At 65.5% G+C, this 15,851-nt stretch carries 9 protein-coding genes and 1 pseudogene; 7 read left to right on the top strand and 3 right to left on the bottom strand.

The genetic code is table 11. From position 1 onward, the window contains the following. Nucleotides 1-96 (top strand): MprA protease, GlyGly-CTERM protein-sorting domain-containing form (gene mprA, locus ACCD03_RS24620; protein WP_413413193.1); only part of this gene is annotated, 96 nt, incomplete at its 5' end. A 212-nt stretch (nt 97-308) separates the two neighbouring features. Then, the gene (locus ACCD03_RS24615) at nt 309-2,282 is read left to right on the top strand and encodes a S8 family peptidase (RefSeq protein ID WP_413413192.1); all 1,974 of its coding nucleotides are present in this window, start codon (nt 309-311) and stop codon (nt 2,280-2,282) included. A gap of 84 nt (nt 2,283-2,366) precedes the next feature. Here ACCD03_RS24615 and rrtA read toward each other — a convergent pair whose 3' ends face one another. Together rrtA and glnE are read right to left on the bottom strand one after the other, a co-directional pair. Then, a complete protein-coding gene (rrtA, locus tag ACCD03_RS24610; RefSeq protein WP_253538917.1) occupies nt 2,367-2,984 on the bottom strand; it encodes a rhombosortase in 618 nt (205 codons plus the stop codon). Further along, nucleotides 2,981-5,824, bottom strand: a complete 2,844-nt coding sequence (glnE, locus tag ACCD03_RS24605) for a bifunctional [glutamate--ammonia ligase]-adenylyl-L-tyrosine phosphorylase/[glutamate--ammonia-ligase] adenylyltransferase (RefSeq protein WP_325650830.1) — start codon at nt 5,822-5,824, stop codon at nt 2,981-2,983. The genes rrtA and glnE overlap by 4 nt, the downstream gene beginning before the upstream one ends. A 175-nt stretch (nt 5,825-5,999) precedes the next feature. Between glnE and ACCD03_RS24600 the strand changes: the two are divergent. From ACCD03_RS24600 to ACCD03_RS24580, 5 genes and pseudogenes are all read left to right on the top strand, one after another. Continuing rightward, a pseudogene (locus ACCD03_RS24600) lies at nt 6,000-10,155 on the top strand (YhdP family protein). Nucleotides 10,156-10,160: 5 nt separating this feature from the next. After that, a complete protein-coding gene (locus tag ACCD03_RS24595; RefSeq protein WP_045202641.1) occupies nt 10,161-11,030 on the top strand; it encodes a carbon-nitrogen hydrolase family protein in 870 nt (289 codons plus the stop codon). Between the two features lie 30 nt (nt 11,031-11,060). Next, nucleotides 11,061-12,524, top strand: a complete 1,464-nt coding sequence (tldD, locus tag ACCD03_RS24590) for a metalloprotease TldD (RefSeq protein WP_413413191.1) — start codon at nt 11,061-11,063, stop codon at nt 12,522-12,524. A gap of 388 nt (nt 12,525-12,912) precedes the next feature. Continuing rightward, nucleotides 12,913-13,992 carry a 3-deoxy-7-phosphoheptulonate synthase AroG gene (gene aroG / locus ACCD03_RS24585; RefSeq protein ID WP_012762821.1) on the top strand — a complete coding sequence of 360 codons (1,080 nt, stop codon included), beginning with the start codon at nt 12,913-12,915 and terminating at the stop codon, nt 13,990-13,992. A gap of 167 nt (nt 13,993-14,159) precedes the next feature. After that, the gene (locus ACCD03_RS24580) at nt 14,160-15,062 is read left to right on the top strand and encodes a mechanosensitive ion channel family protein (RefSeq protein WP_413413190.1); all 903 of its coding nucleotides are present in this window, start codon (nt 14,160-14,162) and stop codon (nt 15,060-15,062) included. Between the two features lie 68 nt (nt 15,063-15,130). Here ACCD03_RS24580 and ACCD03_RS24575 read toward each other — a convergent pair whose 3' ends face one another. Next, a complete protein-coding gene (locus ACCD03_RS24575) occupies nt 15,131-15,688 on the bottom strand; it encodes a cob(I)yrinic acid a,c-diamide adenosyltransferase (RefSeq protein ID WP_316671476.1) in 558 nt (185 codons plus the stop codon). Nucleotides 15,689-15,851: the final 163 nt, after the last annotated feature.

Here is a 15,851-nt window from a genome sequence, read left to right as displayed (position 1 = left end):
GGTGGCGGAGGCGGCGGGGCCATCCCGCTGGTCGGCGCAGCGCTGCTGTTGGCGGCTGGCATCGCTGGCGGTCGCCGTCGCCTGAAGGCGCATTAAGCGTACGCACCTCCCAAAAGGCGCCTCCGCTTTTCGCGTGCAACGCTGCGCGGTACACGCCTCCTGGCTGGTTATGCCAACTGACGTACCGCACGTGTGATTTCAGCCAGATATAAAAATTACTAAACAACGCAGTTAGCCTGTTTAAGGTGGGAAACGCGCAATTCTTGTGATAATTGCGCCTCCGTTTTCTACAACAACAGGTTCATTACATGAAATTGATTGCCCAGGGGGGTATTGTCCGCGCACTCGTCGCGCTCGGACTGGTCTCGTATCACGCTGTCCCGGCGTTCGCCGTAGGTCAACCGGCAAACGTTGGCGCCCAAATGCAGTGGGTATCGCAGTTGATCGTCAAGGAAAAGAGCGGCGGCGGCACATCCCAGTTGCAATCCGCGGAGACGGCAACGCGCGTGAACGTTGCGACAGTGCAACGCTGGTCGGCCGCTGCACAGTTGCCGATGACGTACAAGCGCGCAATGTCGGGCGGGGCTCATGTGGTCACGTTGCCGCAAACCATGTCGGTAGCAGACGCACAGGCCGTGGCCCAGCGCATGGAAGCCAGCGGCCAATTTGAATATGTGTCTCCAGACCGGATCTGGCATGCGGCTTCCACGCCGTCCGATCCGTTGTTCCAATACCAATGGAACCTGCTCCCCACGACCGGCACCGTCAACAACGTCGTCACGGTCGGTAGCATTGTGCCCGCCAATGGGGCGACAACGGTGGGTGGCGCTAACGTGACCACCGCTTGGGACACGACCAAAGGTTCGAGCAGCGTCAGCGTTGCTGTGCTGGATACCGGCATTCTTCCCGGTCACCCCGACTTGTCTGGGGCGCACATCAACCAGGGTTACGACTTCATCACCAACCCCGTTGTGAGTAACAAAGGCGGCGCCGGCCGCAGCAGCGACCCGACCGATCCGGGCGACTGGGTCACCAGCACGGATATCACCACCTATCCGACAATCTGCGGCGGCCTCGCGACGTCCGACAGTTCCTGGCACGGCACCTTTGTCACCGGGCAGCTCGTCGCGCAACACAACAGCATAGGCGTCGCCGGCATCGCCCCGGGCGTCAGCCTGTTGATGGCACGCGTGCTCGGCAAATGCGGCGGTTCAAGCTCTGACATCATCGATGCACTGACGTGGGCAACTGGCGGCACCGTTACCGGCGTCAGCACGGTCAATACGGCCCCCGCCAAGGTCGTCAACATGAGCCTGGGCGGCGTCGGCAGTTGCGATACCCCCACGCAAAACGCCATCTCGGCCGCACGTGCCCGCGGCGCTGCCATCGTGGTGGCAACTGGCAATGAAGGCAACACGACGACCATTGGTACTCCCGCCAACTGCACGGGGACCATTGCTGTCACGGCGCATACCTTCGAAGGTGACAGGGCCAGTTATGCGAACGTCGGCACAGGCACGACGCTGAGTGCGCCCGGCGGTGGCAACGGCTCGACGGTCAGCGGTCTGGGGGCACTGGTTGCGTCGGTGACGAACATGGGCACGACCACGGCCACCACAGACAGTTACACCGCTGAAGGCGGCACCTCGATGGCCACCCCACATGTGGCGGGCGTCGCCGCGCTGATGCTGTCGGTCAACAGCTCGCTCACGCCTGATCAGATTGCCACCGTCCTCCAGCAGTCGGCTCGCCCATTCCCGGCGGGCACATACTGCGCGACGCATACGGGCGTCTGCGGCGCCGGCATGCTGGATGCGGGTGCCGCCGTTGCGCTGGCGAAGGGCAATCCGACTGTGCACGCATCGACGTCGGCAAGCACAGTGGTCGCAAACAACGCGGTCACGCTCACAGCAACCGGCAATGCAGGCCTCGTCAATACCATTACGAGCGTGCAGTGGGCGCAAACTTCTGGGCCGTCCGTCAGCCTCACCACTGCCGGCCCCGATAGCAACGGCAATTACACCGCTACCTTCACGCCATCGGCCGAGGGCACCTACGCCTTCAAGGTAACGCTGATGAGTAACACCGGCGCGACCGCCACCGATACCGCCAACGTGACAGTCACTGCAGCAGCAGCGAGCACCGGCACCACCACCCCGCCTGCGACGGCCACGTCCAGCGGTGGCGGCGGTGGCGGCGGTGGTGGCGGCGCTATCGGCCTGGGCGGCGCAGTATTGCTGCTGGCCGCCGGCTTGGCCGGCCGTCGGCGTCGCGTGAAGTAAGCCTATCGGTACTTTCGGCCCGCGCCTTGATTGGGCGCGGGCCTTTTTCCCACTCCCGCTTTGTCCCGTCGGGCTTTCCGCTGCTTACCTACGCAGCCGATTGTTGCGATGGCGCCACTCCCCCAACACCCAAACCAGCAACCCGCTGGCCGCGCCAAAGGCATGGGCGATACGCACCACGCCAAACCCCCAGTGCGGGTCATAGGCGATGGGCGACAGCCACGACTGTTCGAGCCACACCTTCACCAGCACGCCCGCGCACAGCGCCACGCCAATCCAGCGTGAGAAGCGATCCTCGGCACCGTCCGTGGACGGCTTCAGCAGCCGCAGCCCGCCCCATGCCGCCAGGCCATGCAGCGCGCCGGAGAGCCCGCCGTACCACTGCACCGTCGGCTGATTGAGCAGTGCGATCTGCACAAGCACCCCGCACGCCACTAGCGCTCCAACGATGACATGCGGCCGCAACACGCGCGCGAGCAGCAAGATGAGCCCTGCCGCTGCCATCGCATCCGCCAACCAATGCCATTGGTCCAGATGCACCCACATGGCGGTCACGAGCCGCCACCACTGCCCTGCGCGCACGGCCTGGCGTTGATACAGCCCGACCGCATACAGCCATGGCACGAACGAGAACGCCGCCGACAGCGCGGCCACGCCGGCGCACGCGCCCCACGTGTGCAGCGTTTGCCGATGCACCCTCATTGCGCGGGCCCAAACACTTGCTCCCATAACGCCCGTACGTGAGCGGCCTCGCGCGCGCAAGTGTCGACCGGTACGCGGGCAACGGATTGCCCGTCGAGTCGCAACTTGTGCTGGCGCGCGCGGAAGTCCCGATAGGCATCGGCCACTTGCGCGGCTGCTGTCGCGTCAATCAACCCGAGTTCGCCAGCCATGCGCAGTAGCGCGATGTTTCCCTTGTTGAGGGTCAGCTCGGCATGCGCCGCGCTATGCAGAAGCACCAGGAATTGCACGGTGAATTCGATATCGACCATGCCTCCGCGATCGTGCTTGAGATCAAACAGCCCCGTGGGATTCGCATGACCTTCCGCCACGCGCTCGCGCATCGCCACGATCTCGTCGCGCAGCGGGCCAGGTTCGCGCTGCTGGCGCAATACGGCGGTGCGCAGCGCCTCGAAGCGCTCGCCGATTTCCGTATCGCCCGCGCAGAAGCGTGCACGCGTGAGCGCTTGGTGCTCCCACACCCACGCGGCGTTGTCGCCCTCGCGCATCTGATAACGGCGGAAGGCTTCGAAGTGCGTGACCATCAAACCCGCGGCACCGTTCGGGCGCAAGCGCGTATCGACGTCGAACAGCATGCCTGCGGCGGTATGGCTCGTCAGCCACGTGATGAGCTTGCGCGCGAATGACGCGTAGACATCGGGCGCGCGTTCGTCATCGTCGTCGTAGAGGAAGATGACGTCGAGGTCCGACGCATAGCCGAGTTCCTTGCCGCCGAGCCGCCCGTAGGCAACCACGGCAAAGCGCGGCACCTCGCGGTGACGTGTCGAAACCTGCTGCCAGACAGTTTCAAGCGTAAGGTCCAGCACGGCATCGGCCAGATCGGAAAGCCGGTCGCTGATGTGCTCGACACTCAGCATGCCTTGCAGGTCCTGCAGCAACACCCGGAAGGTTTCCGCATGGTGCTCCTGGCGCAGGATGTCCATCTGCATCTCGACATGGTCGGACGCTGCCTGCAAACGGTCTCGCACGCGCGCCCGGAACGCGGGCCAATCGGGCTCGGCCGACAGCGCTTCCACGTCGAGCAGCTCATCAAGCAGTTGCGGATGGCGCGTGAGGTAGTCCGCCGCCCAGCGCGACGCATGCAGCGTGTGGGCCACGCGCTCCATGGCCTGCGGATATTCGCTCAGCAGCGAGAGGTACGACGAGCGCCGGCTGATCGCGTCAAAGAAATCGAGAAAGCGTGCGATGGTGACATCGGCATCTGTCTGCCGCGATGCCTGGTCAAGCGCGCGGTTGATCAGCAAGTCAAAACGTTGGCGGCTGACTTCAGACAACGCGCGATAACGCGGCGAATTGCGCGTCGCGCGCAGCCGCTCCAGCACGCTGTCGGGATTTGCATAGCCGAGTTCGGCGAGCTGTGCGCGGGCGGTTTCCGTGTGCTCATCGTCGAGCAGGTCTGCGTGCCAGACAGCGGCACACGGCGGCTGGCTGTCCTGCTTGTCGGAGAAGGTCTGATCGAAATGCTGGGCGACTTCGTCCTGGTACGCCTCAAGCTTGGCGACCAGCGCCACATAGTCGTCAAAACCCATCATGCGCGCCACGCACAACTGGTCTTCCGGCGAGCCCGGCAGGTTGTGCGTTTGCGCGTCTTCGATGTACTGCAGGCGGTGCTCAAGCTGGCGCAGGAAGCGATAGGCCTCAGTCAGGCGCGCCACGGCTTCGGCGTCGATCAGGCCGCGCTCTGACGCCGCCCGAAGCACCTCCAGCGTGGGCCGCACGCGCAACCCGAAGTCTTGCCCGCCGCGAATGAGCTGAAACACCTGCGCGACGAATTCGATCTCGCGAATGCCGCCGCGCCCGAGCTTGATGTTGGGCGAGCGCGCCTGCACGTGGCCCGCGCTATCGCGCTGCTGGTTGGCACCATTGCTGCGCTTGGCCGCCTCGCTGCGAATCTGTGCATGCAGCGCCCGAATGGCGGAGATCACGCCGTAGTCGAGATAGCGCCGGAAGACGAACGGGCCCGTCACGCGCTCCAACTGTTGAGTGACCCGGGCCGCATGCGGGCTGGTCGGGTCGGTGATCACGCGGCCCTTGATCCAGGCGTAGCGCTCCCACTCGCGGCCCTGCACGACGAAGTACTCCTCGAGCATGCCCAGGCTGCACGCAAGCGGCCCCGCATCGCCGTTCGGGCGCAGGCGCATGTCGACGCGAAAGACGTAGCCGTCCTCCGTCACATCGGCCAGCGCGTTGATCAGCCGCCGGCCAAGCTTCGTGAAATATTCGTGATTGGAGAGCGGGCGCGGGCCGCCCTGCGTGTCGCCATCATCGTCGTAGAGAAAAATCAGGTCGATGTCGGACGAGACGTTCAACTCGCGCCCGCCCAGCTTGCCCATGCCGACCACCACCAGCTCCTGCACCTCGCCGGAGGATTGCCCGATCGGCTGGCCATGCAGCGCGCTCAGTTCCTGGCCGATCACGGAAATGGCCGTGCGCACGGCAAACTCGGCCAGGTCGGTCATCGTGCCCGTGACCTCATCGAGCGTCGCGGCGCCGGACAAATCACGCTCAACCAGTGTGCCGAAAACTTCATTGCGCAGCAGGCGCAAGGCGCGCTTGAGCGCAGCCTCGACCTCCACGGCCTTGGTGTCGAACAGCTCAGTAAAACGCGCCGACAGCCACGCCACGTCAATCGGCTGCCCTGCGCCGGCCTGCACGCGCTCGGCCCAGCCCTCGCGCGCTTGCGCTTGGCGCTGGAGATAGCGCGAATACGCAAGTGCAAAAGGCAGTGCAGCAGCGGGAGCCTCTGGCGCGCGGGCCGGAGCTTGCAAAAACGGCTGGGCGGACAAGGCGGAATCAGTCATGCGGACGCATCGAGCATTGGCGGAAACATCCATTCTCGCTGAAATGCGTGCCGGTATACGCAGGGCAATCCGTGATCACCAACGTTCACGGGCATTGGGCGTGCTTGCCGCTGGGCAGGCGCGGCGCCTCACTCCAAATATGGCGCCGCCTTCTGAATATCGGATAATCCGCATCATGCCTCGCCCGTCCCAGCCCCCAGAATCGCCGAAGTCCGATGGTGGACACGCCAGCACCCTGTCCACACGCGGGGTGGGCCGACCCACGGTTTGGGCGTGGCTGGTGCGATTCGTCAGCCGGATCGGCATGGGCATTGGGACTGTTTTCCGCGCCCCGATCTGGCGCAAGCTTTGGCGCGTGCTCTGGAAGACGGCGGCGGCGCTGGCCGTCCTGGCCGTCCTGGGCATGCTGGCGGTGCGCTTCATCCTGTGGCCGCGCGCAAGCCTGGCGCGCGACTGGATGGAGCGCGAGGCGTCCAGCGCACTGCACGCCACCGTCGGCATCGGCTCGCTTGAAACCTACTGGGAGGGCTGGCACCCGGCCTTCCGCGCCCAGCGCATCGACGCGCACGACACCGCAGGCCGTCGCACCTTCGCGGTACAGGACGTGCAGGCGCGGCTGTCCTGGCGCTCGTTGCTGCGCATGCAGATCACCTTTGCCTCCCTGCACGCCAGCCAGGCCGACGTGCTGGTACGGCGCAATGCGCAGGGCGCCTTGCTCGTTGCGGGCATGCCGCTCGGCCCAAACACCGGCGGCGACAGCGATTTCCTCGACCAGCTCCTCTCCCAAGGCGACATCGATTTCCAGCAAGGCGCCGTCCGCTGGCTCGACGAGCAGCAAAAGCTGCCCGAAGTGGCGCTGGGCAATGTGCGGGTGCTGCTACGCAGCGGCCCGACGCGCCACCGGCTGGAGGCCAGCGGCACCTCGCCCACGCTGTTCAACGGCCCCATCAAACTGCACGCCGATTTCCGTCACGACCTGCTGGCCCGCCCCGGCGATTGGCGCCACTGGCACGGCCAGGCTTCCTGGCAGGTCGATACGCTGCAGTTGGCTTCCGTGCAGCACTATGTTCCCGTGCTGGCCGCCGCCAAAAGCGGCACGCTGACGTCCGACGGCTCGGTGGAGTTTGCCGACGGCGTATTCACGCGCAGCCAGGCGCGGCTGACGGGGCAGCAACTCGATCTGCAGGTCCGCAAGGATCTGGACCCGCTGCAGCTGCGCAGCCTCCAGGCGCTGGCCACGCATCAGCGCAATGCGCGCGGCGTGCCGGCCGGGTTGGTGGGCGCTCGACTCGCGCGATGCCCTGCGCAGCCTGCAAGTCAAAGCCACGACACTGGATTTGGCCGACCTGCGCAACATCGCCACCGCGCTGCCGCTGCCCGCCCGCGTGCTCGAACCGCTGCGTACCAAGCAACCGTCCGGCCGCATCGACGATCTGGACATCAACTGGCAACGCGATGTCTCCCGCTGGCGGCCAAATGCGCCGGCGCCGGTGCACTTCACGGGCCGCGCCACGATGCGCCAGGTGTCGTTCGGCCCCGGCGCGCTGCCCGCGGTGCCGCCGGGCCAGCATCCCGAGCCAGCCGTGCCCGGCGTGGAAAACATCTCCGGCAACGCCGTCTTCTCCAACGACAAGGGCACGCTGCGCATTGAGTCCAACGACACCGCCCTGCTGCTGCCCGGCACCTTTGCCGACGCCCGCGTGCCGCTGGACCGGCTGCAAGGCACGTTCAACTGGACGTATCGCAAGCAGGAACTGGTCGTCACCAGCGACAACCTTGCGTTCTCCAACGACGACCTGTCGGCGCGCATCACAGGCAGCTATCGTCACGCGCCAGACACCAGCCATCTCGGGACCTTCGACCTGAAGGGCACGCTGGACCGCGCCAACGTTCCACGGGTGCCGCGCTACCTGCCGCTGTCGATCGGCCAGCATCTGCGTGACTACCTGGGCGGTGCGCTGCAAGCGGGTACGGCCAGCAACGTCGATTTCGCGCTGGCGGGCGATCTGCACGACTTCCCGTTCCGGCCGCCGCACAAGGGCGTCTTCCGCGTGGAAGTGCCGATCCAGGACGTGACGTACCAGTCGGCGCCGCCCGAAGCCGCGCACAACCCGCCGGGCCGCGTGCCCACGCACCCGGGCGACTGGCCGGCGTTCACCAACATCGACGGCACGGTGATCTTCGATCGGGCATCCCTGGCGTTCAAGGTGGCGCGCGCCAAGGTAATGGGCGTGAACCTGCAGGACGTGAATGGCAGCCTGCCAGACATGGGCGACCACAGCCCGCTGCTCACCATCGATGGTCGCGGCGACGGCGCCACGCAGAACTTCCTGCAATACGTCGAGGCCAGCCCCATCGGCCAGTGGATCGGGCATTTCACGAAGGACGCGCGCGCCCAGGGCAACGCCACGCTGGCGCTCAAGCTGGACCTGCCGCTGCACGAGATGCATTCGACGCGCGCCCAGGGCAGCGTCACGTTCGTGCGCAATGACGTCACGCTTGTCCCGCAGGCGCCGCCGCTCACCGATGTGAACGGCGCGCTGACCTTTACGCAAAAAGGCATCGGTTTCGACAACCTGCGCGCGCGCTTTGCCGGCGGCGAAATCCGCCCCACGGGGGGCACCGCGCCCGATGGCACGATCCGCATCCAGGTGGCGGGCACCGCATCGGCGCAAGGGCTGCGGGACACGACGCCGGAGAACAGCCCGGTGGCCGCCGTCGCCCGCTCACTGGAGGGCAGCGCGCCTTACAGCGCGACCATCAGCGTCAAGCAGCATCGCCCGTTCATTCAGGTGCAGTCCGACCTCACGCCGATGACGGTGCGCCTGCCGGCACCGCTCAACAAGACCGCCGGGCAGCCGCTGCCGGTGCGTTTCGAGATGCAGCCGCTGGCGTCCAACAACGCCATCGACGAAATCGTTTTGCAGGTCGGCAATATCGTCAGCGCCCGCTACGAACAACGCAACACGGGCAACGGCACCGAGGTGCTGCGAGGCGGCATCGGCGTACGGCAGCCCGTGCCGCAGCCGCAGGAAGGCGTGCAGGCCAACCTGGCGCTGGATCAGTTGGACGTCGACGCCTGGCGCCAGGTGTTTGCCGCGCCCGCCGCAGACAAGAGCGCCAGCCAGATTGCCGCCGAACACGTGGCCAATGCCACCAACGCCGCCAACGCCTCCGACAGCCATAGCGCATATCTGCCCAGCCACCTGAGCGCGCGCGCGCAAACGCTGCGCATCCTGGGCCGCGACTTCAACGCCGTGCGCATTGACGCCACGCGCGACGGCCCCAACTGGCAATCGACCATTGATTCGCGCGAAATTGCGGGCAGCGCGCGCTGGCACGCCGAGAGTGCTGCCGTGCCCTTCGGCGAGCTGACGATGCGCCTGTCGCGCATGAGCATCCCGGATGCGAGGGAAGAGACTGCGCTCACCGAATCGCTGGCCAGCAGCTCGCAGGAAATTCCATCGGTCGACCTCGTTGCCGACAAATTCGACCTGCGTGGCAAGGCGCTCGGCAAGCTGGAGATCAAGGCGCGCAATCAGATCACCGACGGCGCGCCCGTCTGGACGCTTGAGACGCTGAAGATCGAGCAGCCCGCCGCCACGTTGACGGCACACGGCACGTGGCGCATCCCGCGACGCCTGCGCGGTGGTGGCGATGATCCCGAGCGCCGGACGCTGCTGGACTTCAACCTTGATCTGCGCGACACCGGCGACCTGCTGCAGAAGATGGGCTTCGCCAAGGTGATCGACGGTGCCAAGGGCAAGCTCGAAGGCCGCGTGGTCTGGCGTGGCTCGCCCATGTCGATCGACTACCCCACGCTCAATGGCCGCATGGCCCTGAACCTGGAGCGCGGCCAGTTCCTGCCGGTCGATCCGGGCCTGGCCAAGCTGGCCGGCGTGCTGAGCCTGCAGGGGCTGCTGCATTTCGCAACCGACTTGCGCAGTGCCACAGGCCGCGGCACGCCGTTCGAGAGCGTGGCCGCCACCGGCACCATCGCCAGCGGCGTGGCCCACACCGAAGATTTCGCCGTCAAGGGCCCGCAGTTCCAGGTGGCCATGCAGGGCTCGGCCAACATCCTCGATGAAACGCAGGACCTACGCGTGAAGGTCACGCCCAAGGTGGATGCCACGTCGGCCTCGCTGGCGGCGGCGTTCATCAATCCGGCCCTCGGGCTGGGCACGCTGGCCGCGCAATTGGTCCTGGGCGATCAGCTGTCGAAGGCATTCGTCACGCAATACCACGTGACCGGTAGCTGGGCGGATCCGAAGATCGAGAAAGTCGCATCCAACGGTAATTCGGGCAGCCAATCGCAAACCTCGGCAAAATAGGCGCCATGACTTCGACCACCGTTGCTCCGGCCCCCGTCGCATCCGGTATGGATGCGCCTTTCGATGCACCTTTTCGCGTCGCCGCCATCCAGACCGTGACGGCCATCGACGTGGACGCCAACCTGGCGCGCGCAGATGCGCTGCTTGCCGAGGCGGCCGCCCAGGGCGCGCAACTCGCGTTGCTGCCTGAATACTTCTGCATGATGGGCCGCAAGGACAGCGACAAGGTCGCCATCCGCGAGGGCGACGAAGACGGCCCGATCCAGACCTTCCTCGCCGATGCCGCGCGCCGTCACAAGCTGTGGCTCGTCGGCGGCACGTTGCCGATGTGGTGCGAAGACGAACAGCGCGTGCGCAATACGTCCCTCGCCTTCAACCCGACCGGGTTGCGTGTCGCGCGCTACGACAAGATCCACCTGTTCAACTTCGTGCGCGGTGAAGAGCGCTACGACGAGGCCCGTACCATCGAGCCCGGTGCCACGCCCGTCGCTTTCGATGCGCCGTGCGGCCGCGTGGGCATGTCGGTGTGCTACGACCTGCGTTTTCCGGAGCTGTACCGGGCGCTGGCGTCGCAAGGCAACCTGAACTTGATTCTGATGCCGGCGGCCTTCACCTACGTGACGGGTGCCGCGCACTGGGAAATCCTGCTGCGCGCCCGCGCCATCGAGAACCAGTGTTACGTGCTCGCCGCCGCGCAGGGCGGGCGCCATGAAAACGGCCGCCGCACGTGGGGCCATTCAATGCTCGTCGACCCGTGGGGTGAAATCATCGCCTCCGTGCCTGAGGGCGAAGGCGTTGCCATCGGCGACATGGACCCCGCCCGCATCGCACAAGTGCGCCGGGATTTGCCGGCGCTCAAGCACCGCGTGATGTAAGCCAATCGAATTTTTTTGCGAGAACCGATCATGAACGCAGGCGACATCGCCATCCAGAATCTGTCCATCGCGCGCCGCGTGCTGCTCGATCCGTACGGCCTTGACGAAGCGCACCTGCAGCGCGCGCTGGCCGACATCTTCACGCACCGCGTGAACTATGCCGATCTCTACTTCCAGTACACCCGTAACGAAGCGTGGAGCCTGGAAGAGGGCATCGTCAAATCCGGCAGCTTCAGCATCGACCAGGGTGTGGGCGTGCGCGCCGTCTCGGGCGACCGCACCGCGTTTGCCTACTCCGACGACATCAGCCTGCCCGCGCTCATGCAGGCCGCCGGCGCCACGCGCACCATCGGCAAGGCCGGCGCCGGCCGCGTGAAGGTGGCGAGCAGCCTGGCCACCACCCCGGGCAGCCACTCGCTGTATGCGCCGAACGACCCGCTCGATTCGATGACGGCCTCGGAAAAGGTTGCCCTGCTGGAGCGGATCGAAAAGCTCGCCCGCGCCAAAGACCCACGGGTGGTGCAGGTGATGGCCGGCCTGGCCGGTGAATACGACGTGATGCTGGTCGCGCGCAGCGACGGCGTGATTGCCGCGGATGTGCGCCCGCTGGTGCGCATCTCCGTGACTGTCATTGCCGAACAGAACGGGCGCCGCGAAATCGGTAGTTCGGGCGGTGGCGGCCGCTATGCCTACGGCTACTTCACCGACGAACTGCTGCGCGAATACGTGGACGAGGCAGTCTCCTCCGCACTCGTCAACCTGGAAGCCAAGCCGGCCCCGGCTGGCACGATGACCGTGGTGCTCGGCCCGGGCTGGCCCGGCGTGCTGTTGCACGAGGCTATCGGCCACGGGCTGGAAGGCGACTTCAACCGCAAGGGCTCGTCGGCGTTCTCCGGCCGCATGGGCGAGCGCGTGGCCGCCAAGGGTGTCACCGTGGTGGATGACGGCACGCTTGCCAACCGCCGCGGCTCGCTCAACCTGGACGACGAGGGCAACCCCACGCAGTGCAATACGCTCATCGAAGACGGCATCCTCACGGGCTACATGCAGGACACGCTCAACGCGCGCCTGATGAAGATGCCCGTGACCGGCAACGCCCGCCGCGAGAGCTATGCCGCCCTGCCCATGCCACGCATGACGAACACCTACATGCTCGGCGGCGACAAAGACCCGCAGGAGATCATCGCCAGCGTCAAGAAGGGGCTGTATGCGGTCAACTTTGGCGGCGGTCAGGTCGACATCACCAACGGCAAGTTCGTGTTCTCGGCCAGCGAGGCCTACCTGATCGAAGACGGCAAGATCACCGCCCCGGTCAAGGGTGCGACGCTGGTTGGGAGCGGCCCGGAATCGCTCAAGCACGTGACGATGATCGGCAACGACATGCGCCTCGACTCGGGCATTGGCGTGTGCGGCAAGGAAGGCCAGAGCGTGCCGGTGGGCGTCGGTCAGCCGACCCTGCGCATGGAGAACATGACGGTAGGCGGCACGGCCTGATTGCCCTGAAACCGTCGTTTTGGCACCGCAGGCCCGGAAATTCCGCGCTTGCGGCCCCCAGAAAAAGGGTTTATAAAGACGGTTCGATTGGTGCGGCGCAGTAGTTTCAAGTCACCTCTGCGCCACAATTTTTCCTGCATCGACGCGTTTTCCTCTCATGTCCTTCGCCAAGTTTTTTTACTTTTACTTTTGGCATCTCGCACCGCTGGCGGAAGGAGAGGGGCGCTTACAGCAAAAATAAAGCACCCAGCAGATACCGAAAACCGCCAGCGACCCTGGCGGTTTTTTTTCGCCCAGTCACCTGCCCCACCCCGGCACCGACGCGAAACATGATCCGAACACAGTAGACGTTTCCAATAGAACTCAAGACACATCCCCGGAGCATTCCATGCCGAAGAACACCGATGATTTGCGCATTCGCGAACTGAAAGAGCTGACGCCACCGTCGCATCTGATCCGCGAATTCCCGTGCAGCGACACCGTGTCCGACCTGATCTACCAAAGCCGGAACGCGATGCACCGCATCCTGCACGGCATGGATGATCGCCTGATCGTCATCATCGGCCCCTGCTCGATTCATGACACCAAGGCAGCGATGGACTACGCCCGCCGCCTGGTCGAGCAGCGCGAGCGCTTCAAGAACGAGCTGGAAATCGTGATGCGCGTGTACTTCGAGAAGCCGCGCACCACGGTCGGCTGGAAGGGTCTGATCAACGACCCGCACATGGACGGCAGCTTCAAGATCAACGACGGCCTGCGCACCGCGCGCGAGCTGCTGATGAACATCAACGAGCTGGGCCTGCCCGCCGGCACCGAATACCTCGACGTGATCAGCCCGCAGTACATCGCCGATCTGGTGAGCTGGGGCGCAATCGGCGCGCGCACGACCGAAAGCCAGGTGCACCGCGAACTGGCTTCCGGCCTGTCGTGCCCGGTCGGCTTCAAGAACGGCACCGATGGCAACGTGAAGATCGCCGTGGACGCCATCAAGGCCGCATCGCAGCCGCACCACTTCCTGTCGGTCACCAAGGGCGGGCACTCGGCCATCGTGTCGACGGCCGGCAACGAGGATTGCCACATCATCCTGCGCGGCGGCAAGGCACCCAACTATGACGCCGCCAGCGTGCAGGAAGCCTGCGATGCCATCTCCAAGTCGGGCCTGGCTGCACGCCTGATGATCGACGCTTCGCACGCCAACAGCAGCAAGAAGCACGAGAACCAGATCCCGGTGTGCGAAGACATCGGCCGCCAGATGGCTGCCGGCGACAACCGCATCGTCGGGGTGATGGTGGAATCGCACATCAACGCCGGGCGCCAGGACCACGTGCAAGGCACGCCCGTGTCCGACCTGGCCTACGGCCAGAGCGTGACCGACGCCTGCATCGGCTGGGACGATTCGGTGAAGGTGCTGGAAACGCTGGCCGACGCCGTGCGCAAGCGCCGTCTGGTGCCGGGCAGCGGCAACTAAGACGCCATCGACCTGATTTGGGAAGGACGCCTGCGGGCGTCCTTTTTCTTTGTGTGCCGCGCAAGCCCGGATCTACAACAAATGTGAACAGGAAGTATCAAAGTCACACAAGTGCGTTGCCTTTGACATATCGTAGGTGGATCCCCCCTGCTCTCCCGGAGGCATCCATGGCAGACACCCTGGCGGACACCGCCGTCAACACCGCAAACAAGTACCAGGCGATCGTGGCGCAATACGCCACCGACGTCGGTATGAAGATTCTCGCGGCCATCGTCTTCTGGGTCGTCGGCCGCTGGCTGATCAATCTGGCGGTGCGCATGGTCGAAGGCTCGTTGAGCCGACAGAAGGTCGATCCGACCGTGCTGCGCTATGTCGGCTCCATCATCACCGTCACGCTGAACGTGCTGCTGGTGATCGGCATCCTCGGCTATTTCGGCATCCAGACGACGACGTTCGCCGCGCTGATTGCCGCAGCCGGTGTGGCCATCGGCATGGCGTGGTCGGGCCTGCTGTCGAACTTTGCGGCGGGCGCGTTCCTGATCGTGCTGCGGCCGTTCAAGGTGGGCGATTTCGTGACGGCCGGCGGCGTAACGGGCACGATCAAGGAGATCGGCCTGTTTGCCACGACGATCAACACGCCAGACAACGTGGTCACGATGGTCGGCAACGGCAAGATCTTCGCAGACACGATCCAGAACTACACGTTGAACCCCTACCGCCGCGTCGAGTTGAAGGCGCAACTGGCCGGAAGCGCCGACCACCGCGCCGCCATCGCGCTGCTCAAGGAGAAGGTTGCCGCCATTCCGAACGTGCTGACCGATCCGGCCGTCGATGTGGAGATTCTGGAGTTCAACCTGGTGGGACCCGTGCTGGCCGTGCGCCCGTACACGCACAACGACAGCTACTGGCAGGTCTATTTCGACACCAACCGCACGATCAAGGAAGCGCTGGCTGAAGGCGGCTTCCCGGCGCCGACGCCGTCGCAAGTGCTGACCATTACGACGCCGGGGCAGTTGGCAGGCTTGGCTGCCGTGGCACAAAGCACGACCACGCCGACCAGCGTGAACTGATCCACACGCTGCAAAGCAAGCGGCCCGGTACACAACCGGGCCGTTTTGTTTTGGTGCGCCGATTGCGATCAGGTCGGCTTGTGCTCGTCGCGCTTCCACAGGACGTCCGTGCCGCCGTCTGCGCGATTGAGCACGCGCGCCAGCACGAACAACAGGTCCGACAGGCGATTGACGTATTGGCGCGGCGCCTCGCCGAGGGTCTCTGCGCGGCCCAGCGCGACGATGCTGCGCTCAGCACGGCGCGCGACGGTGCGGCAGACATGCGCCTGTGCCGCAGCGGGGCTGCCGCCGGGCAGGATGAATTCGGCCAGCCGGGGAAGATCGGCGTTGTAATCGGCCAGCCATTGGTCGAGCCGCAGCACGTGCGCGGTCGTCACCATCGTGTAGCCGGGAATGCACAATTCGCCACCCAGATCGAACAGGTCATGCTGGATGGCCGTGAGCGCGGCGCGCACGCCGTCGGGCAGCGTTTGCGTGAGCAGCACGCCGATGTGCGAGTTCAGCTCGTCGACGTCGCCGATGGCGGCGATACGCAGGCTGTCCTTGGCCGTGCGGCTGCCGTCGCCGAGGCCGGTGGTGCCGTCGTCGCCGGTGCGGGTAGCGATTTTGGATAGGCGGTTGCCCACGGTGCGTCTCCCTGTATTGCGTCAATGTTGGTGGCGCCATTATCGCAAGGGCGGCATGACCCCGGCGTTAGAATGACAGCCCGAGCCGGCTTCAGACCGCCGCCCCACGCGAGACGCCATGAACCACCCAGCCCCACCCACCCACTGCAAGCCCCAACCCGAT

It is taken from the genome of Ralstonia sp. Ralssp135, from assembly GCF_047304345.1.
Classification (GTDB): Bacteria; Pseudomonadota; Gammaproteobacteria; order Burkholderiales; family Burkholderiaceae; genus Ralstonia; species Ralstonia chuxiongensis.
The sequence above is the reverse complement of the archived record's forward strand: the minus strand, read 5'-3'. Positions and strand labels throughout refer to the sequence as shown.